Consider the following 25,783-nt stretch of genomic DNA (forward strand, 5'->3'; position numbering starts at 1 on the left):
TCTCTCTCCACCGAAGCTCAACTTTGAGGAGAGAGACATGGACCCCAGCCTTCGCTGGGGTGACGCATCCTTTATGAAAGGCTGCGTCATGCGCCGTAACGAAACCCCCGAAGGCCGCTCCGTCCGCCTGCTCCGCGTCGGCGAGCAGGTGCGCCATGCGCTGAGCGACATACTCATGCGCGGCGACGTGCATGACGAGACGCTCGCCAGCCACATGATCTCCGTCACCGAGGTCCGCATGTCGCCGGATCTGCGCCATGCCACCGCCTTCGTGAAGGCGCTCGGCGGCAAGGAGGAGGAAGCGGTGCTCAAGGCGCTGCGCACCAATACCGCCTATCTCCAGAGCGAGGTCGCCCGCCGCGTGAACGTCAAATATGCGGCGAAGCTCAAATTCCTTCCCGACGAGAGCTTCGACGAGGGCGGCAAGATCGATGCCCTGCTGCGTACGCCGGGCGTCGCGCGCGATCTCGACAATGATGGCTGAGGCCGATCTGTTCGCCCCGATGGGCGACGGCACCGTCCATCTCGAACAGGTCGACCAGTCCCATCGCGAGGCGATGCGTGTCGCCTGCGCGGCCGACGAGGCGATATGGGACATCTATCCCATGTCGCTCATCGGCGAACATTTCGATCCCGGCTTCGATGCGATCCTCGCAAATCCGCAGCGCAGGCCCTTCGCGCTGTTCGCGCATGGCGGGCTGATCGGCATGTCGGGCTATCTCAACATCGACCGGCCCAATCGCGTGCTGGAGATAGGCGGCACCTATATTGAGCCCGCCGCGCGCGGCACCGGCCTCAATGGGCGCATCAAGCGATTGCTGATCGACCGGGCGATTGCCTGCGGCTTCCAGCGGATCGAATTCCGCATCGACATCCGCAACGGCCGCTCGATGGCGGCGGTGGAGAAGCTCGGCGCGGTGCGCGAAGGCGTGATGCGCCGGCAGCGGATCACCTGGACCGGCCATGTCCGCGATACCGCCCTCTATTCGATCCTCGCCGAGGAATGGACGGGCGCAAGCCGGGGCTGATCCATTCCCTTCCGCGCCGATTATCCTTAAGGGCGCGCGATGCACGGCTGGATCATCATCGACAAACCCCTCGGCCCCGGCTCGACCCAGATCGTATCGGCGGTCAAGCGCGCGCTCCGGACGGGGGAATATCCCAAGGCCAAGGTCGGCCATGGCGGCACGCTCGATCCGCTCGCCTCGGGCGTGCTGCCGGTGGCGCTGGGCGAGGCGACCAAGCTTTCGGGCCGGATGCTCGATGCGGACAAGGGCTATGACTTCACCATCGCCTTCGGTGCGCAGACCGACACGCTCGACCGCGAAGGCCCCGTCATCGCCAGCTCGGACGTGCGGCCGACGCGCGCGGAGGTGATGGCCGTCCTGCCCCGCTTCACCGGGCCGATCGAGCAGGTGCCGCCAATCTATTCGGCGCTGAAGGTGGATGGAAAGCGCGCCTACGACCTCGCCCGCGCCGGGGCCGAGGTGGAGATGAAGCGGCGCGCCGTCACCATCCACGCGCTCGACATCCATCCTTCCGACGAGGCGGGAGACGAAGGCGCGAGGCTGGAACAGGTCACGCTCTCCGCCCGTGTCTCCAAGGGCACCTATATACGCAGCCTCGCGCGGGACATTGCGCTCGCGCTCGGCACGGTGGGACATGTCGCCATGCTGCGGCGCACCAAAGCGGGGCCGTTCACGCTCGATCCGGCGATTTCGCTGGACAAGCTGGCCGATCTCGCTATGGCCCGCACGCTTGAAGACGCTCTCTTGCCGCTGGCGGCGGGGCTGGACGACATCCCGGCCCTACCCGTCACCCCCGATCAGGCAAGGGCGCTCCGCGAGGGGCGTAAGTTGATCGGGATCGCTGCTGCACAAGGCCTTCATCTGGCGACCGACGCGTCTGTTCCGGTCGCGCTGGTGGAGGTTTCCGGGCCCGAGACGCGGGTGGTGCGCGGCTTCAACCTCTGACGTGAAAGGATAGACGATGTCGATCACTGCCGAGCGCAAGGAAGCGCTGATCAAGGACAATGCCCGGGCCGAGGGCGACACCGGCTCGCCGGAAGTGCAGATCGCGATCCTCAGCGAGCGCATCGCCAACCTCACCGAGCATTTCAAGACGCACGCCAAGGACAATCACTCGCGTCGCGGCCTCCTGATGCTCGTCAACAAGCGCCGCAGCCTTCTCGACTATCTCAAGAAGAAGGATGCGGAGCGCTACAACGCGCTTATCGCGAAGCTCGGCCTTCGCAAGTAACCGGGACGGCCCCCCTCGCGGGGCCGTTTCCATATCCGGGACAGCGCGGGTTGCGCGTCCCGGAAACCCGGCTCCCGGCATCCGGCCGCGAGTCCGATTTCGGGCGGAAAGCCCGATCATGGGCGCGGCGAAGGCTGCTCGCCACGCCCCCTCATAGGCCGCCGGCCGCATAGGGCGACCGGCAGGAAGGAACGAGAATGTTCGATATCAAGAAGCAGGAAATCCAGTGGGGCGGCAAGACGCTGACCCTCGAGACGGGCCGCGTGGCGCGTCAGGCCGATGGCGCGGTGCTCGCGACGCTCGGCGAGACGGTCGTGCTCTGCGCCGTCACCGCCGCCCGCAGCGTCAAGGACGGCCAGGACTTCTTCCCGCTCACCGTCCATTATCAGGAGAAGTATAGCGCCGCGGGTCGCATCCCGGGCGGCTTCTTCAAGCGCGAGCGCGGCGCGACCGAGAAGGAGACGCTCGTCTCCCGCCTCATCGACCGCCCGATCCGCCCCCTCTTCCCCGAGGGCTTCTACAATGAGATCAACGTCATCGCCCAGGTGCTGAGCTATGATGGCGAGAATGAGCCCGACATTCTGGCGATGGTCGCCGCGTCGGCCGCGCTCACCATCTCGGGCGTGCCCTTCATGGGCCCGGTCGGCGCCGCGCGCGTCGGCTACAAGGATGGCGAATATATCCTCAACCCGACGCTCGATCAGGTGAAGGAAGGCGAGCTCGATCTCGTCGTCGCCGGTACGCATGACGCGGTGCTGATGGTCGAATCCGAAGCCAAGGAGCTTTCGGAGGAAGTGATGCTGGGTGCGGTGATGTTTGCGCACCGCGAGAGCCAGAAGGTGATCGAGGCGATCATCCGCCTCGCCGAGGAATCCGCCAAGGAGCCGTGGGAGCTGCCCGCGCTCGATAATGAGGGCGAGCTCAAGGCGAAGGTCAAGGAACTGGTCGGCGACAAGCTCGCCGAAGCCTATAAGCTTACGAAGAAGGCCGAGCGCCAGGCGGCGATCGCCGCCGCCAAGCAGCCGATCCAGCAGCATTTCGCCGACGCCGATGCGGAAACCCGCCTGAAGGCCGGCAAGATCGCGAAGAAGCTGGAGGCGGAAGTCGTCCGCACCGCGATCCTCAAGGAAGGCCGCCGCATCGACGGCCGCGACACCAAGACGGTCCGCCCGATCGATGCGCAGGTCCATTTCCTGCCGCGCACCCATGGCTCGGCGCTGTTCACCCGCGGCGAGACGCAGTCGATCGTCTCCACCACGCTCGGCACGGCCGATGCGGAGCAGATGGTCGACGGGCTGAACGGCGTCTCCTACGAGCGCTTCATGCTCCATTATAACTTCCCGCCTTATTCGGTCGGCGAAGTGGGCCGCTTCGGCGCGCCGGGCCGTCGCGAAGTCGGCCATGGCAAGCTGGCGTGGCGCGCGCTGAACCCCGTCCTCCCCTCCAAGGAGGAATTCCCCTACACGATCCGCGTCCTCTCCGACATCACCGAGTCCAACGGCTCCTCGTCGATGGCCACGGTGTGCGGCGGCAGCCTCTCGCTGATGGATGCGGGCGTGCCGCTCAAGCGTCCGGTCTCGGGCATCGCCATGGGGCTGATCCTCGAGGGCAAGGAATTCGCGGTCATCTCCGACATCCTCGGCGACGAGGATCATCTGGGCGACATGGACTTCAAGGTGGCGGGCACGTCGGAAGGCATCACCAGCCTTCAGATGGACATCAAGATCGCCGGCATCACCGAGGAGATCATGGAGGTCGCGCTCAGCCAGGCCAAGGAAGGCCGCGCGCATATCCTGGGCGAGATGGCCAAGGCGCTCGATCACACCCGCACCGAGCTTTCCTCCCATGCCCCGCGCATCGAGACGATGACGGTGCCCAAGGACAAAATCCGCGATGTGATCGGCACGGGCGGCAAGGTGATCCGCGAGATCGTCGCCACCACCGGCGCCAAGGTCGACATCGAGGATGACGGCACGGTCAAGATCAGCTCGTCCGATCCGGAGAAGATCGCGGCCGCGCGCAAGTGGATCGAAGGCATCACGCAGGAAGCGGAAGTCGGCAAGATCTATGACGGCAAGGTCGTCAACCTCGTCGATTTCGGCGCCTTCGTGAACTTCATGGGCGGCAAGGACGGCCTCGTCCACGTCTCCGAGATCAAGAATGAGCGCGTCGCCAAGGTCTCCGACGTCCTGTCCGAAGGCCAGGCGGTGAAGGTCAAGGTGCTGGAGATCGATCCGCGCGGCAAGGTGCGCCTGTCGATGCGCGTCGTCGACCAGGAAACCGGCGCGGAGCTGGAAGATACGCGTCCGCCGCGCGAGCCGCGCGAGGGCGGCGATCGTCCGCGTGGCGAGCGCGAGGGCCGTGGCCCGCGCCGCGACGGGGATCGTGGTCCCCGCCGGGATCGCGGCGATCGCGGCCCGCGCCGCGAGCGTGGCGAAAATGGCAAGGACGAAGGTCCCGAGCCCGAGTTCGCGCCCGCCTTCCTCAAGCGCGATGATGATTGACATCGGTCCGCTTGATCCGAGACAATAGGAAAAGGGGCTTTCGGGCCCCTTTTCTTTACGTTTCTAACCGATTTATTAACTATTTGTCGGCTAGCATGGCTGCCTATCCATGATAAATCCTGCCCACTGCCGGGGGGCTCAATGAACGGGCTAGATCAGGGGTTTCTGGAACGGCTGCCATTTGCCGCGAACAGGCGCCCGCTTGCCTATGCGGTGGCCGTGGCGATCTCGATCCTGTGCCTCGCGCTGCGCTATGCGATCGATGGGCTGATCCCGCCCGGCTATCCCTATCTCACCTTCTTTCCCGCGGTCATCCTCACCGCCTTCCTCTTCGGGCGCGGCCCCGGTTTCGTCGCCGCGCTGACCTGCGGCTTCGGCGCCTGGCTCTTCTTCATACCGCCGGTCGGAACGCTCAACCTCGATCTGGGAACAGCTCTGCCGCTGATCTTCTATGTGCTTGTCGTGGCGATCGACATCCTGCTGGTTCACTGGATGCAGCGCGCCTATCTCCGCCTTCTCGACGAACGTCGGCATAGCGCGCGGCTCGCCGAGCGCACCTCGCTGCTCTTCCGCGAGCTCCAGCATCGCGTGTCGAACAATCTTCAGGTGGTGGCGGCGCTGCTCTCGCTCCAGAAGCGCGACGTGGCCGATCCGCAGGCGCGGGCCGCGCTGGAGGAGGCGGCGCGGCGCCTGGCGCTGATCGGCAAGATCCATCGCCAGCTCCATGATCCCAACGGCAGCCAGATCGGCATCGGCCCCTTCCTGCGCCAGCTCGGCGCCGATCTGATCGACGCCAGCGGCAAGCCCGGCATCATCTGTTCGGTCGAGGCGGAGGAGGCGATCGCGCTCGATCCCGATGCCGCCGTTCCGGTGGCGCTGATCGTCGCCGAATCGATGGCCAATGCGATCGAGCATGGCTTCGCCGATCGCGAGGACGGCCATATCGCGGTCCGCCTGCAACGGCACCAGTCGCAGGTCGAGCTCGTCATTTCGGATAATGGGGCGGGCCTGCCCGAGAATTTCGACATTGCCGGCAACAACAGCCTGGGCCTGCGCATCGCGACCATGCTGGCGCGGCAGCTTGGCGGCCGGTTCGAGCTGTTCGACGATCGTGGCGCGGTCGCCCGCCTCGTCCTGCCGGTCTGATCCGCGCACGGCCATATCGGCTCCCGAAACGGAGCGAGCCCAGATGAAATCGCAGGGAAAGTGGGGAGCTTCTGTTGCTCGGTGCTCCCCGTACCGCCGGAATCCGCTTCTGTTGCCCGGTGCGGCCCGAACCGCGCTAATGACTACATAACCTTGTCCGTGAGGACTCAGTTACGCGGCAAGAGCGAGCGCCTCGTTGTCGTTGGCACTTGTAGGTTCGAACGGTTTTACGGCGCATTCAGGCCGGGCGAAAACATCGTCTTTGAACACACGTCGATCCTGGTTCGGCCCCGTCAGGACCGGCCCGAAGGCCGATCATGGTGGAGCCGCCGGGTACTGCCCCCGGGTCCGCTGCATCTATTCCACGACATCATTTATCGCCATAGCCGGGCGAACCCGGCAGGAATCGATATAGGCGCTCCCGCCGGGAATGGAAGAGGCCAGGAATGGAAGAGGGACCTCAAAGCCCCTCGAGCGGCAGCTTCGACGCGGCGGGGTTGGTGCCATCATCGTTCCGCTTGCGCAGCTCGTCGCGTATCTCGCGCAGCAGCACCACGTCCGCCGGCTCGGCAGGCGCAGCCTCGGCGACCGCCACCCTCTGCCGCTCGACCAGCCGATTGATCGCCCGTACCAAGAGGAAGATGATGAAGGCGATGATCAGGAAATTGACCGCGACCGTGACGAACTGGCCATAGCCGAGCAGCGGCACGCCGGCCTTCTTGAGATCGGCATAGCTGTTCGGCGATCCCGCATAGCCCGCCGGAATGTTGCCCAGCAGCAGGAAATAGTTGGAAAAATCCAGGCCGCCCGTGATCCTGCCGACCACCGGCATGATCATGTCGTCGGTCAGCGAGGTGACGATCCGGCCGAAAGCGGCGCCCACGATCACCGCCACTGCGAGATCGAGCACATTGCCCCGCGCGATGAACGCCCTGAACTCCTTGAACATCATTTTCTCCCGTCGAGCCCCGGCCCCCTGTTTCCCGCGATTGGCCGTTCCGATCAAGCGCCGTGCCGCCTCCGCCATTGCGGCGGCTGTCATAGCGAACTAGAACACGCGCGCTTATATTTGTCGCGAAGGGACATTTTCGATGCGTATCGCCCGTCCGCTATCCCCCGCTTTGCTCGCCCCGCTCGCGGCGCTGGCGCTCGGCGCCTGCGGGCTGAACAGCGTGCCGACCGCCGAGGAGGCCGCCAAGGCGCGCTGGGCCGACGTGCAGAATGAATATCAGCGCCGCGCCGACCTCATCCCCAATCTCGTCTCCACCGTGAAGGGCTATGCCGCGCAGGAGAGCAAGGTGCTGACCGACGTCACCAATGCCCGCGCACGCGCGACCGCGGTCAACGTCTCGGCCGAGGATCTGAGCGATCCCGCCAAGCTGCGCCAGTTCGAGGAGGCGCAGGGCGCGCTCGGCCAGTCGCTCGGCCGGCTGCTCGTCGTCAGCGAAAATTATCCGGAGCTGAAGTCCAACCAGAATTTCCTGGCGCTCCAGTCGCAGCTCGAGGGGACGGAGAACCGCATCTCGATCGCGCGGCGCGACTATAATGAGGCGGTGCAGGCCTATAATACCCGCATCCGCACCTTCCCGGACGTGATCGGCGCCAAGGTCTTCTACGGCGCCAAGCCGATGGCGACCTTCCAGGCGACCACGCCCAATGCCCAGACCGCGCCGACGGTGAATTTCTGAGGACAGAAGCCGGCCGATGAACGCCCGTCCTTCTTCGCCACCGCCCCGGCGGGAGCCGGGTGCTCGGGGAATGCCGCGCAGGGTGGATATCCTCCTGCGCGGCCTCGTGGCGTCGCTTCTGCTCCTGCTCGCCCTCATCGCCTCTCCTGCCCAGGCGCAGACCTTCCCCAAATTCACGGGGCTCGTCGTCGACGCGGCCAATGTCATCCCGGCCGATCAGGAAGCCGCGCTCACCGCGAAGCTCCAGTCGTTCCAGCAGGATACGAAGCGCCAGCTCGTCGTCGCCACCATTCCCGATCTGCAGGGCTATGCGATCGAGGATTATGGCTATCGCCTCGGCCGCACTTGGGGCGTCGGGCTCAAGGATGTGAACAATGGCGCGATCCTGATCGTCGCGCCGAAGGACCGGAAGGTACGCGTCGAGGTCGGCTATGGCCTCACGCCTGTGCTCACCGATGCGCTGTCGAGCGTCATCATCCACGAGCGCATCCTGCCTGCCTTCCGCGAGGGCGATCTGCCGCGCGGCATCACCTCCGGCACGGACGCGCTGATCCAGCAGCTTCGCCTGCCGGACGATCTCGCCAAAAAGCGGGTCGATGCCGCGGCCGCCGAATTCGACAAGCGGCAGAAGGGCGGCGGCCGCTTCCCCTTCGCGCTCCTCTTCTGGGGCGTCGTGCTGTTCTTCGTGCTGGCCTCGATGATCGGCAATCGCGTAGGTGGCAGGCGCTATCGGCGCGGCGGCCATCTGCCGGTCATCATCTGGGGTCCGGGCTGGGGCGGAAGCAGCGGTTGGGGCGGCGGCGGCGGCGGCTGGGGCGGCGGCTCCGGCGGCGACAGTGGAGGTGGCTGGGGCGGCGGCGGCTTCTCCGGCGGTGGCGGCGGCTCCTTCGGGGGCGGTGGCGCCTCGGGGAGCTGGTGATGCGTCTTACCGAACGGGATCATGCCGAGGTCAATGCCGCCGTCATGGCCGCCGAGGCCAGGACGGATGGCGAGATCGTCACCATCGTCGCGCCCAGTTCCGACAGCTATCATGATGTCGTGCTCCATTGGGCGATGCTGCTGGTGTTCCTCGTCCTCGCGCTGGTGGCGCTCCGGCCGGACATATTGCTGTCGCTTCGGGCCATGCTCGACGGCGGCTGGCGGCACGAATATCCGCAGGGCGAGCTGCTGACCGCGCTCCTGTTGCTGCTCGCCGTCAAATTCCTCGCCGCGCGGCTGGCCTTCGCCTGGATGCCGCTGCGCATGCTGCTCACGCCGCGCGCCACCAAGGCCCGCCGCGTCCGCCGCCGGGCGCTGTCCTATTTCAAGGTCGGCACCGAGCATCGCACCGCATCGCGCACGGGCGTGCTCCTCTATCTCTCGCTCGCCGAACATCAGGCCGAGATCGTTGCGGATGCCGCGATCCATGCGAAGGTTGCGCCCGAAACATGGGGCGATGCGATGGCGGCGCTGATCGAGGCGGTGCGCGACGGACGTCCGGGCGACGGAATGGCGGCGGCGGTGGAGCAGATCGGCGCCGTCCTTGCCGAACATTTCCCCCGCACGGACACCGACCCGAACGAACTGCCCGACCGGCTGATCGCGCTCTGAGCCAGTCTATCGTTCGGGCAATGCGCAGGCGGGACCTCTGCATAACCCCTATCGTCATGCCGAACTTGTATCGGCATCCACGCCTCATCCCCACCGTCGCGCGGGTTTCACGGTGGACCCTGAACAAGTTCGGGTGACGGCGGACTTATGCAAAGGTCGGACGGAAGCAGGATCCATGCCTCTCGCCACATGGGCTGTCATTTGTGGATAGAGACATAAGCCCCTGCCTCCACAGGGAGCGACGATTAGCGGATTATTGTGAACTCCAGCGCTCGCCCCGACGTCGATCCCCTCGACATCGGCAGGATGCATGAATTAGCTGCGGTGGCAGGCTGAACGGGTGGGCGCATGAGCGAAGTTGCAGAAGAACAGGTCGAGATCGTCTGGCAGGGACGCTTCATCACGGTGAAGCGCGAGGGGACGTGGGAATATGTCGGCCGGGCGCGCAACATCCATGCCGCGGTGATCCTCGCCGTCGATCGCGCCGCCGATGGCGATCATGTCCTGCTCGTCGAGCAATATCGCATGCCGCTGCACGGCCGCTGCCTCGAGCTGCCGGCCGGTCTTGTCGGGGACGACACGGAAGGCGAAGCGATCGAGATCGCCGCCGCGCGCGAGCTGGAGGAGGAAACCGGCTATCGCCCCACGCAGATCGAGACGATCGCCGATTTCTCTTCATCGCCCGGCATGGTCTCGGAAACCTTCACGCTGGTCCGCGCGACCGGGCTGGTGAAGACGGGCGATGGCGGCGGCGTTCCGGGCGAGGATATCACCGTCCATCGCGTGCCCCTGAAGAATGTCGCCGGCTTCATCGAAGCGAAGCGCGCCGAGGGGCTGTTCCTCGATGTGAAGCTGCTGCTGCTGCTCGGCGCCGGGCTGCTCGCGGCCTGACCCGCCCTCTCCCCCTGGGGGAGAGGGAAAGCCCTCAGTTCAGGTCGATGCCCTTGAAATTATCGGCATAGGCCTGGAGCTTGATCGCGCGCTCGGCCGCCGGCACGACATGGACGGTCAGGCCGTGCCGCTCGGCATAAGCGCGCGCCGCATCGAGCGTCGGGAAGCCGAGCCGGATCTGCTCGCGCGTGTCGCCCGATCCGGCCCAGCCGGTCAGCGGATCCGGCCGCTTGGGCTCGGCCGGCTGATATTCGAGCATCCAGCTTCCGGCCCCGGCGCGGCCCGATTGCATGCTGCTCTTCGCCTTCTGATAGATGCGCGCGTGCGCCATCGTTCCTGCATCCCATGATATTGCCGTTTCTGGCCTGCCGCAGCGCGCCCCGCCCCGTCAAGACTTTCGGTTTTTCACCCGCCCGCCTTCTTCGTCCTGAGCGTCGGATTGGCGCCCGCCGGATCCTCCGGCCAGGGATGACGCGGATATCGGCCGCGCATCTCCTTCGCCACCGCCGCCCAGCTTCCTGCCCAGAATCCCGGCAGGTCGCGCGTCGTCTGGATCGGGCGACCGGCGGGCGAGGTCAGCCGCAACAGCAAAGGCACCTTCCCGCCCGCAATCGTCGGATGGGTGGAAAGCCCGAACAGCGCCTGCACCCGCAGCTCGACCGCCGGCCCGCCTTCCGCCGCATAGTCGATCGCATGGCTGCTCCCGGCGGGCGAGGTGAAGGATGCCGGCGCGAGCGCGTCGATCCGCCTGCGCCCATCCCATCCGAGCAGCCCGTCCAGCGCGCCCGCGAGCGCACCCGGAGCGATATCTCCCAGCCGGCGCTTGCCCGCGAGCAACGGGGGCAGCCATTCGTCCAGCGCCTCCATCAGCGCGGCATCGGAAAGATCGGGCACGTCCGCCCCATGCGCCGCCGCGAAGGCCGCACGCTGGCGGAGCGCCTCCGCGCCCCCGGACCATGGCAGCAGCGCGAGCCCCCCTGCCCGCACGCCTTCCAGCAGCGCATCGGCCAGCCGGGCGGGATCGGCCTCGCTGTCCGGGCCGGCGGCAAGCCGGATCGCGCCCAGCCGCCGCTCACGCGTCGCGGTCACGCCGCCCGTCGCCGGATCGAAGGCGAGGTTGCGCATGACGGCGATCTCGCGCGCGAAGAGCGACTCGACCCCGGCGAGGCTGAGCGGCGCCGCCGACAGGATGCGCGCGCCCGATGCCGCGCCCTGCGTCTCGGCTACCGCCAGCCATTCATTGCGTGCCAACGGCGAGGCCGGATCGAGCCGGAAACCCCGTCCTCCGGCGGAAATCCAGTCCGCCCCGTCCCCACCACGCCGCCGCGCGACCCGATCGGGGAAAGCGAGCGCGACGCAGAGGCCCACCGCCTCCTCGCCCGGCTCTTCCTCCGCAGCCGGCACGAGCCGCGCCCATCGCTCGGCGAGCTTGCGGGCGGAAGCCGCCCGCCCGCCCCTTTCGCCCTGCCAGCGCCGGCGACGCGTCTCCAGATCGGGATCATTGCCGCCAATGCCCCGTTCGGAGAGCAGCACCGCCACCTCCGCCGCGATGCGCGCCAGCCCGCGCTCGCCCGCCGCCACCAGCATATGGCCCAGCCTCGGATCCAGCGGCAGCGCCGCCACCGCCCGGCCATGCGCGGTCGGCCGCCCGTCCGTATCGATCATCCCGAACCGCGCGAGCCGTGCGCGCGCCTCCGCGATCGCGGCAGGCGGCGGCGCATCGAGCCAGCGCAGCGTCGTCGGGTCGCTCACGCCCCACAGCGCGCAGGCGAGCAGCAGGCCGGAAAGATCCGCCTCCATGATCTCGGGCGGATCGAAACGCGGCAGCCCCGCGGTCGCCGCGGCTTCCCACAGGCGATAGACGGTGCCGGGCCCCTGCCGCCCCGCGCGGCCCGCGCGCTGCGTCGCCGCCGCCTGGCTGACACGCTCGGTCACGAGCCGCGTCATCCCCGCCGCCCGATCGTAGCGCGGCCGCCGCGCCAGCCCCGAATCGACCACCACCGAAACGCCGTCGAGCGTCAGGCTGGTCTCGGCGATGGAGGTGGCCAGCACCAGCTTGCGCGCGCCATCCCGCTCCGGCGCGATCGCGGCGCGCTGCTCCGCCGGATCGAGCGTGCCATGCAGCCGATGCAAGCTGATCGATCCGGGCAGTCCCGCCAGCCGCTCCGCCGTCCGCTCTATCTCCGCGACGCCGGGCAGGAAGGCGAGGATGCCGCCCTCCGTCTCGGCGACCGCGCGGCGGATCGTCGCCGCCATATCCTCCTCGATGCGCCGCTCGGCGCTGCGCCCGACATGGCGCAGATCGATCGGAAAGCTGCGGCCCTCGCTCTCGATCACCGGCGCGCCATCCATCAGCGCCGCGAACCGGCCGCCGTCGAGCGTCGCCGACATCGCCAGCAGCCGCAGGTCCGGCCGGAGCGCGCCCTGCGCATCGAGTGCCAGCGCCAGCCCGAAATCGCCGTCCAGACTGCGCTCATGCACTTCGTCGAACAGCACGGCGGAAATGCCGGAAAGCTCGGGATCCTCCTGCACCATCGCGACGAATATGCCCTGCGTCACGACCAGCAGCCGCGTCGCCGCCGACTGTTTCGCATCGAGCCGCGTCGCATAGCCAATCCGCCCGCCGACCGGCTCACCCGCCAGCGCCGCGATTCGCTCCGCCGCCGCCCGCGCCGCCAGCCTGCGCGGGGAAAGCAGCAGCACGCGCCCGGTGCACCATGGCCGGTCGAGCAGTGCGGGGGCCACCGCCGTCGTCTTGCCCGCGCCCGGCGGGGCGACGAGCACGGCATTGGGCGCCGCATCCAGCGCGGCGAGCAGATGGGGCAGGACGGAATGGATGGGAAGCGGCACGGTCACGGCCGCTTCCATAGTCGATTCGTGTCCGCGGGTAAGCTCAGTAAGCCCGGGCGATGGCGAACTCGACCGCCTCGATCAGCGCAGCGCGCGCGGTGCCCCCGCCGATGCCGCTCAGCGAATCGATCGCGAGCTGCCCATAATGGCGCGCGCGGGCCAGCGTATCGTCGATCGCGCCCGTTTCGCGGAGCAGGCGGTTGGCGAGCGCCAGATCCTCGTCGGAAGTCCGCCGTCCCTCGATCGCATCGCGCCAGAAGCGGCGATCCTCCTCATTGCCGCGCGCATAAGCGAGGATCACCGGCAGCGTCACCTTGCCGTCTCGGAAATCGTCGCCCGCATCCTTGCCCATGGTCGCGCCATCGGACGCATAGTCGATCGCATCGTCGACCAACTGGAAGGCGATACCGAGATTGCGGCCATAGGCATCGAGCGCCTGCTCGACCGCCTCGTCCCGCTCCGCGACCACCGCCGCGATTCGGCAGGCGGCGGCGAACAGCGCCGCGGTCTTGGCGCCGATGATGTCGAGATAGCGCGCCTCGCCCGTCTCGATGCGCCGCTGCGCGCTGAGCTGGTTCACCTCGCCCTCGGCGATCACCGCCGAGGCGCCGGACAGGATGCGCAGCACGCGCAGCGATCCATCTTCCACCATCAGCTCGAACGCACGGCTGAACAGGAAATCACCGACCAGCACGCTCGCCGGATTGCCCCAGATGATATTGGCGGTCCGCCGGCCGCGGCGCAGGCCCGATCCGTCCACCACATCGTCATGAAGCAGCGTCGCGGTATGGATGAACTCCACCGAGGCGGCGAGCTTGTGGTGGCGGGTGCCCTGATAATCGAGCAGCCGCGCGCAGGCGAGCGTCAGCATCGGCCGCATGCGCTTGCCGCCGCCGGCGATCAGATGCCCGGCAAGTTCGGGAATCAGCGGCACGTCGCTTTGCATGCGCGCCAGGATCACGCCGTTCACCTGGTGCATGTCTGCCGCGACGAGCGCCATCATCGGGTCAAGCGACGGCGCCTTGGCGCGGCGGATGGGAGTGATGGTTGCGGACATTGGACGGGCTGTGACGCTCCTTGGCGCCAAAGGCAAGTCGCGGGGTTGCGTCCGCGCGCCCATATCCACAAAAGGCGCCAGCACACCCGCCCTTATCCCGGCGGGTGCCGGATATAAGAGGACAGCATGACCGACGCGATACTCGCCAGCTATCGGGAAAGCATCGACAATATCGATGCCGCGCTCGTTTTCATGCTCGCAGAGCGATTCAAGGTGACGCAGGCGGTCGGCCGCTACAAGGCGAGCACGGGCCTGCCCCCGGCCGATCCGGACCGCGAGGCGCGGCAAATCGAACGGCTCCGCTCGCTCGCCCGCTCCGCCAATCTCGATCCCGATTTCTCCGAAAAATTCCTGCGATTCGTGATCGACGAAGTGATCCGGCATCATGAAAAGGTGCGCGATACGGCTGCGGCCGGAGGGGACGCCGCCTAGCCGGGCGACATGTGCGCGACTGGCGAAGGCACCTCCGGCCGGTCTAGGATTGGCGCTCGAATCGCGCGATCGCCGCCGTCATGACAGGATCCGACCCGTTGAAAGCCGCCGTTAAGCCCGTCTCCGCCGGGCACGCTTCGCATCCGGAGCAGCAATATCTGGACCTTCTGGCCCGCGTGTGGCGCGAGGGATCGGAACGGCGCGACCGCACGGGCGTGGGCACGCGCGCGCTGTTCGGCGCGACGATGCGCTTCGATCTTTCCGACGGGACGGTGCCGCTGCTCACCACCAAGCGCGTCTTCTGGAAATCGGCGGCAAAGGAGCTGCTCTGGTTCCTCTCGGGCAACACCAATATCCGGCCGCTCGTCGAACAGGGCGTGCATATCTGGACCGATTGGCCGCTCGACCGCTACCGCCGCGAAACCGGGGACGAGATCGGCCGCGACGCTTTCGAGGCGCGCATCGTCGCCGACGATGATTTTGCGGAGCAATGGGGCGATCTCGGCCCCGTCTATGGCGCCCAGTGGGTCGGATGGCCCAGCTATGAGCCCGTCGGCGGCGACGGCCCCGACCGGCTCTACCGCGAGGGCAAGCCGATCAACCAGATCGCCGAGCTGGTGGAGGGGCTGAAGCGCAACCCCGCCTCCCGGCGCCATATCTTCACGGGCTGGAACGTGGCGAAGCTCGGGACGATGGCGCTGCCGCCCTGCCACATGACCTATCAATATTTCGTCGAGCCGATCGAAGGCGGCGGCGGCAGGCTTTCGGGCATACTCTATCAGCGGTCATGCGATCTGGGCCTGGGCTTCGGCTTCAACATCTTCGAGCATGCGCTGCTGATCCGCATGCTGGCCGATCAGTGCGGCTATGTGCCGGGCGAGGCGATCTGGATGGGCGCAGACTGCCATGTCTATCTCAACCATGAGCATCTGGTGGCCGAGCAGATCGCGCGCGCGCCGCGTGCCTTCCCGACGCTCGTGATGAAGCGCACCGCGCCGTCCATCTTCGACTATCAGCTCTCCGACTTCGATCTGATCGGCTACGATCCCCATCCCCATATCGCAGCCCCCGTCGCGGTCTGATTCAGAAGATCGCCTTCAGCCCGATATGGCCAAGCGTCCTTTGATATTCGAACATGGTCTCGCCTTCCGAACGAGCCTTATAATGCAGGTGCCGGCACCGGCCGAATAGCGAAAGCGACCCGGCCAGCCGAATGGTGAGTTCGGCGCCGACCTCGAACTCGCGGTCGCTCACCGCCGCGCCGATCTCCCTGCCGCGGCTATAGCTGGCGTCCAGCGCGAGGTACCAAAGCGTCGTTGGCGCGGCCTTGAGCTCGAGCTCGAAATTTTTCGCATCACGAACACGCGCATCATCATATCCGGGTTCCTCGAAGGCCCGCTCGACACTGCCCGTAAGTTCGAATTTGTCGGAAGGCTGATAGCTGATGCCGGCTTCCACGAAGCGCTTCTCGACCGAGGAAAAGGCTCCGGACCGGAACGTCCGATGGTTCCAGCGCCCGCCAAGCGTGAGTTCGAGCTCCTCGACGGGTTGCAGCACCACGCCCGCTATCACCACATAATCCCGCGCATTGCGGCTCGGCACATCAGGCAGCGGATCGGGGAATGTCACCTTGGCCGCACGGACATTGACGAATGGCGCGATGGCGCTGTCGGTCATCAGGTCGAGCCGGGCCTCAGCCGTTATCCTGCGATAGTTGAGCGAGGCAAGCAGTGCCGGATCGTCAATCTCCTGAATCCGATCGCCCGTCGGACTTCCCCCTATATCTTCTTCGTCTTCATCTTCATCCTCATCCTCTTCTTCTCCGTCCTCTCCGTCTTCTTCCTCCTCGCTGCCATCGCTCATGTTACGCAGCTTGTAGCGCAACTGCTCGAAACCGCCGTGCAACGCGAAGCCGATCGTCTCGGTCTCGAGTTCCAGGCCGGCCGATGCCTGATCATAGATGCTGGTGGGGTCGCCGAGCGCATCATATTCGCGCTCACCGTCCAGAACGACACTCAGCCCGTCCAGAGGCGAATAGGATGTTTCGAGCTGGACATCGTAGAGATAGCGATTGGGTTCCTTTATCTTCGTCGTATCCAGCAGGGCGCCGGTCGCCCGGCCATTTATCGAGACGCTGTCGCCATCGTGGCGCAGCAGCAGGCTGGTATCGGCACGGATTACCGACGTGCCGGTCCGATCCTCGATTTCATCCGGATTATTGTCATATCCCCCCGCCACGGAGGCTATCAGGCCGAAGGGTTCTTCCCCGATCTCCTCATCCTCCAGGCGCTCCACAAGGCTCGACAGTTGATCGCGCTGTCTTTCCTGTATCTCGTCGAGCCTGCGTTTCGGCCTGATGGCCGGACCGCTCGCCGCGCCGGACGGTGGCAGGCCCGGCAGGGTCCTCGTCTCGACCGTCGGCGCATTGGGGTCGATATTCTGATCTTCGGGCGGCGTGTCCGCCTCGGCCTGCGGCACGGTCTGGGCCCCGGCACGTGCCGGCATGATGACCAGCAATCCCAGGGCCAGAAGCATCGCGGCAAGCCGGCACGCCGCCTTCGTTCGAAAAGGAAGCCCCCCCGGCAGGATGCGCTCGTCATCCCGCCCCCGGGGCACTGATGGTCGCCCGCTCATGATCGACCGATCAGCAGATCGAGACGGTCGCCTTGCCCGCAAGAACCGGGATGATTCCAGCGGACGGGACATGATCGACGACCACACGGACGGAGGCTTCGAGCATGTCGAGCCCCTCCTCCAGCTCATCATCCGAAATGGTGAGCGGCATCAGGCATTTGAGAACCTCGTCGCGAGGCCCCGCACGCTCGATGATCAGGCCCCTTGCAAAGGCCGCCGTCGCGATCTCGGCCGCTTCCTGCGGATCGGCGCAACGCACGCCCTGCATCATGCCCCGCCCGCGCACATCGCTCAGATGCTCGGGAAAGGTGTCGACAAGCTGCCCCAGACGTTTGGCAAGATAGGCGCTCTTGCGCCGGATGGCCTGCGTGAATGCATCGTCCGCCCAGAAATGCTCGATCGCGGCGGCGGCGGTGACGAAGGCCAGATTATTGCCCCTGAACGTGCCATTATGCTCGCCGGGTTTCCACATATCCAGATCGCGACGGATAAGGACGATCGCGAGCGGCAGGCCGAATGCGGACAGCGATTTGGATAGCGTCACGATATCCGGATCGATCCCGGCTTCCTCGAAGCTGAAGAAACTGCCCGTCCGGCCGCAGCCGCACTGGATATCGTCAAGGATCAGGATGATGCCATGCGTCCGGCAGACCCGTTCGAGACGGCGGAGCCATTGGGCGCTGGCGGCGTTGAGCCCGCCTTCGCCCTGCAGCGCCTCCACGATCACGGCTGCGGGATCGTCCACCCCGCTCGACGGATCGTCGAGCACGCGCTCCAGATAATCGATCGTATCGAAATGATCGCCGAAATAGCCGTCATAGGGCAAGACGGTCGAAAGGCTGAGCGGGATCCCGGCGGCGCTGCGGATATATTTATTGCCCGTCACCGACAGAGAGCCGGTCGAAACACCATGGAAACCATTGGTGAAGCAGAAGATATTGGTCCGGCCCGTAATTTTCCGGGCCAGTTTCATGGCCGCTTCGACGGCATTCGTACCCGTCGGCCCGGTAAATTGCACGACTCGGTCCAGGCCTCGCGGTTTGAGGATGATCTGATCGAGGACATTCAGGAATTTCGCCTTGGCCACCGTGTGAAGGTCCAGGCTGTGCGTGATCGAATTGCTCTCAATATATTCGATCAGCACCTTCTTCAGAACCGGGTTGTTATGCCCATAATTCAACGCCCCCGCCCCGGCAAAGAAGTCCAGATATCTTCTGCCTTCCACGTCGAATATCTGGCTTCCCAAGGCGCGGTCGAACGTTGCGGGAAACTGGCGTGCATAGGATTGCACGCCGGACTCCAATATTTCGAATATGGATTTCATGAGGACTTACTCCACAAGGAGTCGGGTGTCTCATTTTACCACTCCGTCAACGTCTGGTCGCATCCGTACTTTTAACACAACCCTTTGATACATAGTATATTTTCTTATCCCACCCCATACATTAATGAGCGCCGGCTCAAAGTCACTCTTAGTCATGAAGATCTATTTCGTAGGATCTTCAACGCTCTTGGTATGTTTTACGCAGAGCTAGTTGAGTCATGCTCAGAAATAATGACTATGACAATGCGCCTCGCTGGAATATCGGCGAGAAATTATATGATCTGTTCGCGAGACGCGTTCGTGAACTGGAAGCCGAAGGCCATGGCGATCATGCCGCGATCGATGCCGACGGATTCGTGCTGACCTATTGCGAGTTGGAGGCTGCCGCCGCGCGGCTCGCCTCCAGCCTTGCCGAAGGCGGGACGGGCGCGGGAAGCCGCATCGGATTGTTGTTCGACAAGACGCCCGAAACCTATGTCGCGCTTCTTGCCGTCCTCAAGACGGGGGCGACCTTCATTCCGCTCGACGCAAGCTTCCCGCAGGATCGCATCCGCTACATTGCCGAGGATGCCGGCATCTCGCTCATCCTCACGATGCGCTGCTTCTCGGATCGCTTCGAGGGGCTTGCCCTGCCGATCCGCTTTCTGGACGCGGATGTGAGCGCGGGAGCAAAGCCCGATCCCCTCAAGACCCATCATCCGAGACCCGACGAAACGACCGACGGAACCGCCTATATCATCTATACGTCGGGAACCACCGGACGCCCCAAGGGGGTTTCGGTCGCCCATTCGAGCATCTGCAACTTCGTGCGCGTCGCGGCCGAGGTCTATGGCTATCGGCCCGACGATCGCGTCTATCAGGGGCTCACGATCGCCTTTGATTTTTCCTTCGAGGAGATATTCGTTCCGCTGATGGCGGGTGCGACGCTCGTGCCGGGACGGCCGGGCACGAACCTCGTCGGCAGGGATCTGCAGGAATATCTTGTCGAGCATCGGGTGACCGCGCTCTGCTGCGTGCCCACCCTGCTCGCGACGATCGAGGATGATCTGCCCGCGCTTCGCCTGCTGCTGCTTTCGGGCGAGGCCTGTCCCCAGGATCTGGTGCATCGCTGGCACAGGCCCGATCGCATCATCCTGAACGCCTATGGGCCGACCGAAACCACGGTCACGGCAAGCCTTGCGCGGCTCACCCCCGGTCACAAGGTCACGATCGGCGTTCCCCTGCCCGCCTACAGCATCCTGATCCTCGACGAGAAGGACGCGGTCGAGAAACCGGATGGCGAGGTCGGCGAGATCGCGATCGCCGGCATCTGCGTCGCCCAGGGCTATCTCAACCGGCCCGAGCTTACCGCCGAGAAATTCATCGCCGACACGCTCGGCATTCCCGACAATCCTTCGAACCGCATCTATCGCAGCGGCGATCTGGGACGGATCACGCCCGAGGGCGAGATCGAATATCTCGGGCGGATCGACACGCAGGTCAAGATCCGCGGCTATCGCATCGAACTGGGCGAAATCGAGTCCGCCCTGATGGAATGCCCGCAAATAGCTCAGGCGGTCGTCAACGGCTGGTCGCCCGAGCCGGGCGTGACCGAGCTGGTCGCCTATTTCACCCGGCGCGAGGATGCGGGGCCCGTCGATCCGTCGCTGCTGGTTTCCCGGCTTGCCGAGCGCCTGCCGCGCTACATGATGCCGAGCTATTTCGAGGAGCTGGACGCGATCCCACTGCTGCCCAGCCAGAAAGCCGATCGCAAGGCGCTGCCCGTGCCATCCGGCAAGCGCGTCGCCGGCACCGACCGGCCATTCGTTCCGCCCGCGACGGAGATGGAGCAATTGCTTGCCGACCGCCTCGAAAAGACGCTGAAGAGCGGCCCCGTCTCGGCCGACGCCCATTTCTTCGACGAACTTGGCGGACATTCGCTGCTGATGGCGCGATTCTGCGCGTTGCTGCGCCAGGATCATCCCGATCGCGCGCCCTCGATGCGCGACGTCTATCTGCATCCCACCGTCCGGGAGCTTGCCGCAGCGCTCGATCATCAGCAGGCAAGCGAGCAACCCACGGTCCGCCAGCCGCGCGTCCACATCCCGAAAGTCGCGAATTACTGGATATGTGGATCGTTGCAGCTTCTCTATTATCTCACTGCCGCATCAGTGAGCTTCATTCTCGCAATCGAGGCCCTCCTCTGGCTGGTGCAGGCCGATAACGCCCAAACTTACTATATCCGCGCGATGATCTTGAGCGTGGGCAGTTTCCTGCTGTTCATATTCGTGCCGATCGGGCTGAAATGGCTTCTGATCGGAAGGTTCCGCAGCGAGGAGATCGAGATCTGGTCGCTGCGCTACTTCCGCTTCTGGATCGTCAAGAACCTGATCCAGAGAAATCCCGCCGTGGCATTCCGGGGAACGCCAATTTTCAACCTCTATCTGGCCGCGCTCGGCGCCAAGGTCAGCTTCCGGGCAAATATCGATACCCAGTTCGTTCCCGTCGCGACCGATCTCATCAGCATAGGTGCCGATAGCGTGGTGAACTACGACGTCCTGTGCATGGGTTACAAGGCCGAGGGCAATGTCATCCGCACTGGGCCCGTCACGATCGGCCGGGACGTCCATGTCGGCGTCGCCAGTGTGCTCGATATCGATACGGCCATAGAGGATGGCGCGCAGCTCGCGCCGGCATCCAGCCTGCGCGAGGGACAACGCCTCGCAGCAGGGCGGCTCTATCATGGCACGCCCGCCATCGAGACGCAGACAAGCTATGCCTTTGCCGAAAGCATGCCCTGCTCCAACCTGCGGCGCGTGCTGTTTTCGCTGGGGCAGCTTGCCTGGCTGTTCCTCGTGATGATCCCGCTGGCGGCGTTCGTCCTACGCCTGATCATCCTGGAAGTGGAGATTCTGGCAATCTATTTCAAATTCAACTGGGCGGCGATCGAGGCCAATCCTCTTGGCTATTTCACGCCTCTGATCATCGGATCGGTCGTCGTGTTCCTGACGGCGCTCATCGGCGGGCTTATCTTCGTCATACTGCTGCCCCGGCTTTACGTGCTCTTCCTACGCACCGGACGGACATATACACTTTACGGCCTCGCCTATCTGTTCGTGCGGGCAGCACAGAGCAGCAGCAACTCGGCCTTCTATAATCTGCTGTTCGGCGACAGTTCGTTCATCGTCTATTATCTCCGCGCGATCGGTTATCGGCTGAACCGGATCGAGCAGACCGGATCCAATTTCGGCGTCGTCCATCGCCAGGATGCGCCCACGCTGTGCGACATCGGCAGCGGCACGATGGTCGCGGACGGGCTCTACATGATCAACCTCGAAATGTCGGGCAGCGCCTTTCGACTGAACAAGACCGTGATCGGAGAACGCAATTTCTTCGGCAACAATATCGTCTATCAGCCGATGGCGCGAACCGGATCCAATTGCTTCTTCGCCACCAAGGTGCTGATCCCCGTAACCGGAGAGCGACGCGAGAATATCGGCCTGCTGGGTTCGCCGAGCTTCGAGATCCCGCGCGCCGTCAGCCGCGACACCGCGATAGCGGAAGCGCTCAGCGCGGACGACAAGAAAAGGGGATTGGCGCGCAAGACCCGCAGCAACTCCGCGACCATCGTCTGGCTGCTCTTCACCCAATGGATCTATTTCACGCTCTCTCTGTGCGTCCTCTATTTCTTCTACCATCTGCACAGCCTGTCCGGCGCACTGGCGGGGATCAGCGTGATAATGGGCTTCATGCTCTTCACCTTCGCCTATTTCCTGCTGATCGAGCGGGCGAGCCTGGGCTTCGGTCGATTGCATCCCGCGCTCTGCTCCATTTACGATCCGATCTTCTGGCGGATCGAACGCTATTGGAAGCTCAGCACATCGCCGCTGATCGACGCCTTCAAGGGCACGCCCTTCCGCAACCTGATCTCGCGCGCGCGTGGCGCGAAGGTCGGGCGGATGGTCTTCGACGACGGCTGCACGATGACGGAAATGACGCTGATGAAGGTCGGCGACTATTGCACGCTGAACCAAGGCACGACGATCCAGGGCCATTCGCTCGAGGAAGGCGTGTTCAAGGCCGATCATGTCGTCATCGGCAATGGCTGCACCGTCGCGCCCGGCGCCTTCGTCCATTATGGCGTGCGGATGGCGGACAGGTCGGTGGTCGATTCCGGCGCCTTCCTGATGAAGGGCGAGACGCCCGGGGAAGCCTCCCTATGGTATGGCAATCCCGCCCGTCCGCTATGACCCCGTCGCCCCCTCCCCGCCTCACGGCCCGGATCAGGGGTACGGTAGCGTTCATATGCGGAGCCCGGCTGCTGCTGCGCCGCGTTCCGGCCTGGCCCATCGAAAGGCTGAGCGCGCTTCTCGGACGGTCTGAACGGGAGCGGATGGAGCGATATGCCCGCGAAGCCGATCGCATCCATTATGCCAATGCGCATGGCATTCTCCGCAATGTGCTCGGCAAGGCGCTGAACGAGGATGGCGCCGCGCTCGCGATCGGCGAGGAGGCGCAGGGACGGCCTCGGCTGACCGGCCGGACCGACCTCAGCTTCAGCATCGCCCATAGCCGCGACCGGCTCGCCATCGCGCTGGCGGATCGGCCTTGCGGCGTCGATGTCGAATATAGCGAAGCCGGCGAGAGCGACGAGATCGTCGCGATCCATTGCTTCCATCCGGACGAATGCGCCGCAATCGCCGCCTGCCCGAAAGCGCAACGCACCCAATGCTTCTACGCGGTATGGACGCGCAAGGAGGCGGTGCTGAAGGCGCTCGGCCTGGGCCTGACGATCGACCCGGCGGGCTTTTCGGTCGGGGCGGATGGCGAGGCCGCGCGGTTCGACGAAAACCCCCACGCCCCGCGCATCTTCAGCTGGGCGCTCGATCCGATCGACGGCTTTCAGATGGCGCTGGCGCTTGCCTCGCCCGTTCAGGATTGCGGGCGAGACTCACCGCGCGAAGGGGGAACCCATCATTAGGGCCTCTTTTTGCCCAAGCCATTCAACTCGTCGCCCCTGCGTAGGCAGGGGCCTATTTCTCTCTCCTCAAACGATGGCCTTCGTGGAGAAAGACATGGGCCCCTGCCTACGCAGGGGCGACGATTCAGGTCGACAGGATCAGGCCGCCTTCAGCCCCTCGGCCCTCACGCGTTCCGCAATGCCCGCCACGGCGCGGTGGGCGGAGAGGATCGCGCCTTCCTGCCAGCCGACGATGCGGCTGAGCCAGTCGCCCGCGAACCAGACCTGCCCGTCCGCCTTGTTGAGCTGGGTATAATAGCCCAGCATCTCCGGCAGCGTGGTCATCGCGGTCGCGCCCTGGATATAGGGCACGCGCGCCCAGGATATGTAGATCGGCTTGGTGAGGTCCTTGCCATGGCCGGGGTGCAGCTTCTCGACCGCCATGCGCGACGCCGCGATCCGGGCCTCGGTGGACGCCAGCGCGCCGAATTCGGTCGGCTGGCCGTTCGGCAGATATTCCAGATTGAAGCCCGCGATGACGATACCGCTCTTCGAGAAGAGCCGGTCGCTGGGATACCAGACGAGATCGACCGGCTGCTTCAGGAAGGAGATGCCGCCATAGATGTTGCTCTCCTTCTCCCAGAAGCGCGGCGCCTGCCAGCCGACCTTGTAGAGGCTCGTCATCGGGATCGCGGTCGCCGCGGCCTTGGTGGCCGGCGCGAAATTGGATTTCACGTCCTTCAGGATGCTCGCGGGCATGGCGCAGACGCAGAAATCCGCGTCGATCGTCCTGGTCGCGCCATTCTCGCCATAGCTTACCCGCACGCCCTTCGACGTGTTGCGGATCTCCGTCACCGGCGCGCCATATTTGACGATCTCGCCGAGCGACTTGGCGAAGGCGTAGGGAATCCGGTCCATGCCGCCGACCGGCTGGAACATGGTCGCCTGCCAGTCGATATGCTCCTCGTAAAATTCGCCCTTGGAAAGATCCGCGGCGAGCAGCTCCGAAAGGCTGAGCGGCTTGTGATACTTTTCCTGCACGGGCCCGGCGCCGCGCGCGACGGCGAAGCCGCCCCGTTCCGTGCCGGTATAGATATTGCCCTCGCTGAGATCGCCGAAGCCCTTGAGGAAGGCGCGCAGCCGCTCGCGATCCTGCGCGGTCAGCACATCGTCCAGCGTGTGCCGGTCGATCGCCTTGGACAGCAGTTCGGCGATATAGCCGCGCGTATCGTGGATCACGCGGCGCTGCTCCACGGGCTTGCCGCCGTTCAGCACATCGGCCTGCATGAAGGTCGAGCGCGAGGTGTTGATCTCCACCTCGAGCGCCACGCCCAGCTCCTCGCAATAGCCGAGCAGGTTGCGGTGGATCGACGGGATGCGCGCGGGGCCCATATTCATATAATGGCCCTCGTCCCAGCTGCAGTCCTGGACGATGCCGTCGGTGAATTCGACGCGGGTGCCGTTGCGCGCGCTCCAGTTGCGGCCGCCCGGGCGCTTGGCTGCTTCGAGGACGATCGGCGCGAAGCCCGCCTTGCGCAGCTCATAGGCGGTCACCAGCCCGGCAATGCCGCCGCCCACGACGACGACCTTGCGCCCCTTGCCGAAATCGGCGGGCAGGTCCGGCAGGGTGGATGCCTCGGCGGCGGGCGCCAGCCCAAGCGCCTGCATGGCGGAAAACATGGCCGCGGCGCCGCCGGCACGCGCGACGCGATGGAGAAACGCACGACGAGTGATACTCATGACGAAAAAGCCCCCCTTTGATCAGCGCCAGATTGCCCTGCGCAACGTCAGACAGCGTTGTCCCGGATTTTCCGGATCCATTCGCGCGCTGCGCCAAGACTGCGTTCCCCGGACGGGATGCTAGAAAATGAAATGATCGCGGGTCAAGCACCCGCTTGGCGGCATGGCTTCGTCCCGTCATAAGCGGCGAATGTCCGATGCCCGTCCCGAAATCATCTTCGTCCTCGCCCGCGCCGATAATGGCGTGATCGGGCGCGAAGGCGGCCTGCCCTGGCATCTTCCGGCCGACCTCAAGCATTTCAAGCGCCATACGCTCGGCACGCCGATGGTGATGGGACGCAAGACGTTCGAGAGCCTGCCCGGCCTGCTGCCCGGCCGCCGCCATATCGTGCTGACGCGCGATCCGGACTGGCGGGCGCCCGGCGCGGAGGTGGTGCATGATGTGGACGAAGCCATCGCCCGCGCCGATGGCGACCGGCTGAGCGTGGTCGGCGGGGCCGAGATCTTCGCGCTGTTCCTGCATCTGGCGGACCGGATCGAGCTCACCGAGATCCATGCCTTCCCTGCCGGAGACACGTCGATGCCTCCCTTCGATCCCGCCGACTGGATCGAGGCCGAACGGACCGACCATCCCGCCGCCGATGGCCTGCCCGCCTACAGCTTCGTCACCTTGCGGCGCCGGACGAGCTGAAACCATCCCGATTGGCATGATCCTCTCCCTTTCCTATA

At 65.3% G+C, this 25,783-nt stretch carries 22 protein-coding genes and 1 other RNA gene; 15 read left to right on the forward strand and 8 right to left on the reverse strand.

The features are described 5' to 3' along the window. The first annotated feature begins 88 nt into the window (after nt 1-88). The 6 genes from rbfA (at nt 89) to CLG96_RS06960 (ending at nt 5,909) form a co-directional block, all read left to right on the forward strand. Nucleotides 89-484 carry a 30S ribosome-binding factor RbfA gene (rbfA, locus tag CLG96_RS06935; protein WP_107967286.1) on the forward strand — a complete coding sequence of 132 codons (396 nt, stop codon included), beginning with the start codon at nt 89-91 and terminating at the stop codon, nt 482-484. Next, nucleotides 474-1,028, forward strand: a complete 555-nt coding sequence (locus CLG96_RS06940) for a GNAT family N-acetyltransferase (protein WP_341476941.1) — start codon at nt 474-476, stop codon at nt 1,026-1,028. Before rbfA ends, CLG96_RS06940 begins: the two co-directional genes overlap by 11 nt. A gap of 39 nt (nt 1,029-1,067) precedes the next feature. Further along, nucleotides 1,068-1,973, forward strand: coding sequence for a tRNA pseudouridine(55) synthase TruB (gene truB, locus CLG96_RS06945; protein WP_107967126.1), 906 nt, complete (start codon nt 1,068-1,070; stop codon nt 1,971-1,973). Nucleotides 1,974-1,989: 16 nt separating this feature from the next. Beyond that, entirely contained in the window at nt 1,990-2,259 is a 270-nt protein-coding gene (gene rpsO / locus CLG96_RS06950; protein ID WP_107967127.1) for a 30S ribosomal protein S15, read from the forward strand. A 197-nt stretch (nt 2,260-2,456) separates the two neighbouring features. Beyond that, on the forward strand, nt 2,457-4,763 hold the full coding sequence (pnp, locus tag CLG96_RS06955; protein WP_107967128.1) for a polyribonucleotide nucleotidyltransferase: 2,307 nt from the start codon (nt 2,457-2,459) through the stop codon (nt 4,761-4,763). Nucleotides 4,764-4,904: 141 nt separating this feature from the next. Beyond that, nucleotides 4,905-5,909, forward strand: coding sequence for a sensor histidine kinase (locus tag CLG96_RS06960; protein ID WP_107967129.1), 1,005 nt, complete (start codon nt 4,905-4,907; stop codon nt 5,907-5,909). Nucleotides 5,910-6,007: 98 nt separating this feature from the next. Here CLG96_RS06960 and ssrA read toward each other — a convergent pair. Together ssrA and mscL are read right to left on the reverse strand one after the other, a co-directional pair. Further along, nucleotides 6,008-6,349, reverse strand: a transfer-messenger RNA (tmRNA) gene (ssrA, locus tag CLG96_RS06965). 20 nt (nt 6,350-6,369) lie between these two features. Then, the gene (gene mscL, locus CLG96_RS06970; RefSeq protein ID WP_107967130.1) at nt 6,370-6,858 is read right to left on the reverse strand and encodes a large conductance mechanosensitive channel protein MscL; all 489 of its coding nucleotides are present in this window, start codon (nt 6,856-6,858) and stop codon (nt 6,370-6,372) included. Between the two features lie 142 nt (nt 6,859-7,000). Between mscL and CLG96_RS06975 the strand changes: the two genes are divergently transcribed. The 4 genes from CLG96_RS06975 to CLG96_RS06990 all read left to right on the forward strand — a co-directional run bounded on the left by CLG96_RS06975 (nt 7,001) and on the right by CLG96_RS06990 (nt 10,078). After that, entirely contained in the window at nt 7,001-7,597 is a 597-nt protein-coding gene (locus CLG96_RS06975; protein ID WP_107967131.1) for a LemA family protein, read from the forward strand. Between the two features lie 70 nt (nt 7,598-7,667). After that, entirely contained in the window at nt 7,668-8,516 is an 849-nt protein-coding gene (locus tag CLG96_RS06980) for a TPM domain-containing protein (protein ID WP_107967132.1), read from the forward strand. Continuing rightward, the gene (locus CLG96_RS06985; RefSeq protein WP_107967133.1) at nt 8,516-9,187 is read left to right on the forward strand and encodes a TPM domain-containing protein; all 672 of its coding nucleotides are present in this window, start codon (nt 8,516-8,518) and stop codon (nt 9,185-9,187) included. The genes CLG96_RS06980 and CLG96_RS06985 overlap by 1 nt, the downstream gene beginning before the upstream one ends. 348 nt (nt 9,188-9,535) lie before the next feature. Continuing rightward, nucleotides 9,536-10,078 (forward strand): NUDIX hydrolase, encoded by a 543-nt coding sequence (locus CLG96_RS06990; RefSeq protein ID WP_107967134.1) that lies wholly within the window; start codon nt 9,536-9,538, stop codon nt 10,076-10,078. A gap of 34 nt (nt 10,079-10,112) precedes the next feature. Here CLG96_RS06990 and CLG96_RS06995 read toward each other — a convergent pair whose 3' ends face one another. From CLG96_RS06995 to CLG96_RS07005, 3 genes are all read right to left on the reverse strand, one after another. Further along, on the reverse strand, nt 10,113-10,409 hold the full coding sequence (locus tag CLG96_RS06995; RefSeq protein WP_107967135.1) for an ETC complex I subunit: 297 nt from the start codon (nt 10,407-10,409) through the stop codon (nt 10,113-10,115). 74 nt (nt 10,410-10,483) lie between these two features. Continuing rightward, nucleotides 10,484-12,946, reverse strand: coding sequence for an ATP-dependent helicase HrpB (gene hrpB, locus CLG96_RS07000; protein WP_207796619.1), 2,463 nt, complete (start codon nt 12,944-12,946; stop codon nt 10,484-10,486). A 25-nt stretch (nt 12,947-12,971) separates the two neighbouring features. Beyond that, nucleotides 12,972-13,985: a polyprenyl synthetase family protein gene (locus tag CLG96_RS07005; protein ID WP_107967136.1), complete on the reverse strand. Its 1,014-nt coding sequence runs from the start codon at nt 13,983-13,985 to the stop codon at nt 12,972-12,974. A 126-nt stretch (nt 13,986-14,111) separates the two neighbouring features. On the opposite strand from CLG96_RS07005, the gene CLG96_RS07010 reads away from it, so the two are divergent. Continuing rightward, nucleotides 14,112-14,417 (forward strand): chorismate mutase, encoded by a 306-nt coding sequence (locus tag CLG96_RS07010; protein ID WP_107967137.1) that lies wholly within the window; start codon nt 14,112-14,114, stop codon nt 14,415-14,417. 80 nt (nt 14,418-14,497) lie between these two features. Next, on the forward strand, nt 14,498-15,499 hold the full coding sequence (gene thyA, locus CLG96_RS07015; protein ID WP_107967138.1) for a thymidylate synthase: 1,002 nt from the start codon (nt 14,498-14,500) through the stop codon (nt 15,497-15,499). 1 nt (nt 15,500) lies between these two features. Here the strand turns inward: thyA and CLG96_RS07020 are convergent, their stop codons facing one another. Together CLG96_RS07020 and ectB are read right to left on the reverse strand one after the other, a co-directional pair. Continuing rightward, a complete protein-coding gene (locus CLG96_RS07020) occupies nt 15,501-16,952 on the reverse strand; it encodes an outer membrane beta-barrel protein (protein ID WP_107967139.1) in 1,452 nt (483 codons plus the stop codon). Nucleotides 16,953-17,061: 109 nt separating this feature from the next. Further along, the gene (ectB, locus tag CLG96_RS07025; RefSeq protein ID WP_107967140.1) at nt 17,062-18,375 is read right to left on the reverse strand and encodes a diaminobutyrate--2-oxoglutarate transaminase; all 1,314 of its coding nucleotides are present in this window, start codon (nt 18,373-18,375) and stop codon (nt 17,062-17,064) included. A 218-nt stretch (nt 18,376-18,593) separates the two neighbouring features. Between ectB and CLG96_RS07030 the strand changes: the two genes are divergently transcribed. Both CLG96_RS07030 and CLG96_RS07035 read left to right on the forward strand, forming a co-directional pair. Beyond that, nucleotides 18,594-22,604, forward strand: a complete 4,011-nt coding sequence (locus CLG96_RS07030) for a Pls/PosA family non-ribosomal peptide synthetase (RefSeq protein ID WP_107967141.1) — start codon at nt 18,594-18,596, stop codon at nt 22,602-22,604. 143 nt (nt 22,605-22,747) lie between these two features. Beyond that, nucleotides 22,748-23,335 (forward strand): 4'-phosphopantetheinyl transferase family protein, encoded by a 588-nt coding sequence (locus tag CLG96_RS07035; protein WP_165799570.1) that lies wholly within the window; start codon nt 22,748-22,750, stop codon nt 23,333-23,335. A 138-nt stretch (nt 23,336-23,473) separates the two neighbouring features. Here CLG96_RS07035 and CLG96_RS07040 read toward each other — a convergent pair whose 3' ends face one another. After that, nucleotides 23,474-25,054, reverse strand: coding sequence for a flavin monoamine oxidase family protein (locus tag CLG96_RS07040; RefSeq protein WP_107967143.1), 1,581 nt, complete (start codon nt 25,052-25,054; stop codon nt 23,474-23,476). A gap of 190 nt (nt 25,055-25,244) precedes the next feature. Here CLG96_RS07040 and CLG96_RS07045 point away from each other — a divergent pair, with 190 nt between their 5' ends. Beyond that, nucleotides 25,245-25,745: a dihydrofolate reductase gene (locus CLG96_RS07045; protein WP_107967144.1), complete on the forward strand. Its 501-nt coding sequence runs from the start codon at nt 25,245-25,247 to the stop codon at nt 25,743-25,745. Nucleotides 25,746-25,783: the final 38 nt, after the last annotated feature.

Source organism: Sphingomonas oleivorans (assembly GCF_003050615.1).
Lineage (GTDB): Bacteria > Pseudomonadota > Alphaproteobacteria > Sphingomonadales > Sphingomonadaceae > Sphingomonas_H > Sphingomonas_H oleivorans.

Excerpts from the sequence above, each read along its gene's own strand:
- hrpB (WP_207796619.1), bottom strand. The coding sequence starts at position 12,946 with ATGGAAGCGGCCGTGACCGTGCCGCTTCCCATCCATTCCGTCCTGCCC.
- truB (WP_107967126.1), top strand. The coding sequence starts at position 1,068 with ATGCACGGCTGGATCATCATCGACAAACCCCTCGGCCCCGGCTCGACC.
- CLG96_RS07030 (WP_107967141.1), top strand. The coding sequence starts at position 18,594 with ATGCTCAGAAATAATGACTATGACAATGCGCCTCGCTGGAATATCGGC.
- CLG96_RS06995 (WP_107967135.1), bottom strand. The coding sequence starts at position 10,409 with ATGGCGCACGCGCGCATCTATCAGAAGGCGAAGAGCAGCATGCAATCG.
- CLG96_RS06940 (WP_341476941.1), top strand. The coding sequence starts at position 474 with ATGATGGCTGAGGCCGATCTGTTCGCCCCGATGGGCGACGGCACCGTC.
- pnp (WP_107967128.1), top strand. The coding sequence starts at position 2,457 with ATGTTCGATATCAAGAAGCAGGAAATCCAGTGGGGCGGCAAGACGCTG.
- CLG96_RS07035 (WP_165799570.1), top strand. The coding sequence starts at position 22,748 with ATGGAGCGATATGCCCGCGAAGCCGATCGCATCCATTATGCCAATGCG.
- ectB (WP_107967140.1), bottom strand. The coding sequence starts at position 18,375 with ATGAAATCCATATTCGAAATATTGGAGTCCGGCGTGCAATCCTATGCA.
- CLG96_RS07005 (WP_107967136.1), bottom strand. The coding sequence starts at position 13,985 with ATGTCCGCAACCATCACTCCCATCCGCCGCGCCAAGGCGCCGTCGCTT.
- rpsO (WP_107967127.1), top strand. The coding sequence starts at position 1,990 with ATGTCGATCACTGCCGAGCGCAAGGAAGCGCTGATCAAGGACAATGCC.
- CLG96_RS06960 (WP_107967129.1), top strand. The coding sequence starts at position 4,905 with ATGAACGGGCTAGATCAGGGGTTTCTGGAACGGCTGCCATTTGCCGCG.
- CLG96_RS07020 (WP_107967139.1), bottom strand. The coding sequence starts at position 16,952 with ATGCTTCTGGCCCTGGGATTGCTGGTCATCATGCCGGCACGTGCCGGG.
- CLG96_RS06990 (WP_107967134.1), top strand. The coding sequence starts at position 9,536 with ATGAGCGAAGTTGCAGAAGAACAGGTCGAGATCGTCTGGCAGGGACGC.
- mscL (WP_107967130.1), bottom strand. The coding sequence starts at position 6,858 with ATGTTCAAGGAGTTCAGGGCGTTCATCGCGCGGGGCAATGTGCTCGAT.
- CLG96_RS06985 (WP_107967133.1), top strand. The coding sequence starts at position 8,516 with ATGCGTCTTACCGAACGGGATCATGCCGAGGTCAATGCCGCCGTCATG.
- CLG96_RS06975 (WP_107967131.1), top strand. The coding sequence starts at position 7,001 with ATGCGTATCGCCCGTCCGCTATCCCCCGCTTTGCTCGCCCCGCTCGCG.
- CLG96_RS07040 (WP_107967143.1), bottom strand. The coding sequence starts at position 25,054 with ATGAGTATCACTCGTCGTGCGTTTCTCCATCGCGTCGCGCGTGCCGGC.
- CLG96_RS07045 (WP_107967144.1), top strand. The coding sequence starts at position 25,245 with ATGTCCGATGCCCGTCCCGAAATCATCTTCGTCCTCGCCCGCGCCGAT.
- rbfA (WP_107967286.1), top strand. The coding sequence starts at position 89 with ATGCGCCGTAACGAAACCCCCGAAGGCCGCTCCGTCCGCCTGCTCCGC.
- CLG96_RS06980 (WP_107967132.1), top strand. The coding sequence starts at position 7,668 with ATGCCGCGCAGGGTGGATATCCTCCTGCGCGGCCTCGTGGCGTCGCTT.
- CLG96_RS07010 (WP_107967137.1), top strand. The coding sequence starts at position 14,112 with ATGACCGACGCGATACTCGCCAGCTATCGGGAAAGCATCGACAATATC.
- thyA (WP_107967138.1), top strand. The coding sequence starts at position 14,498 with ATGACAGGATCCGACCCGTTGAAAGCCGCCGTTAAGCCCGTCTCCGCC.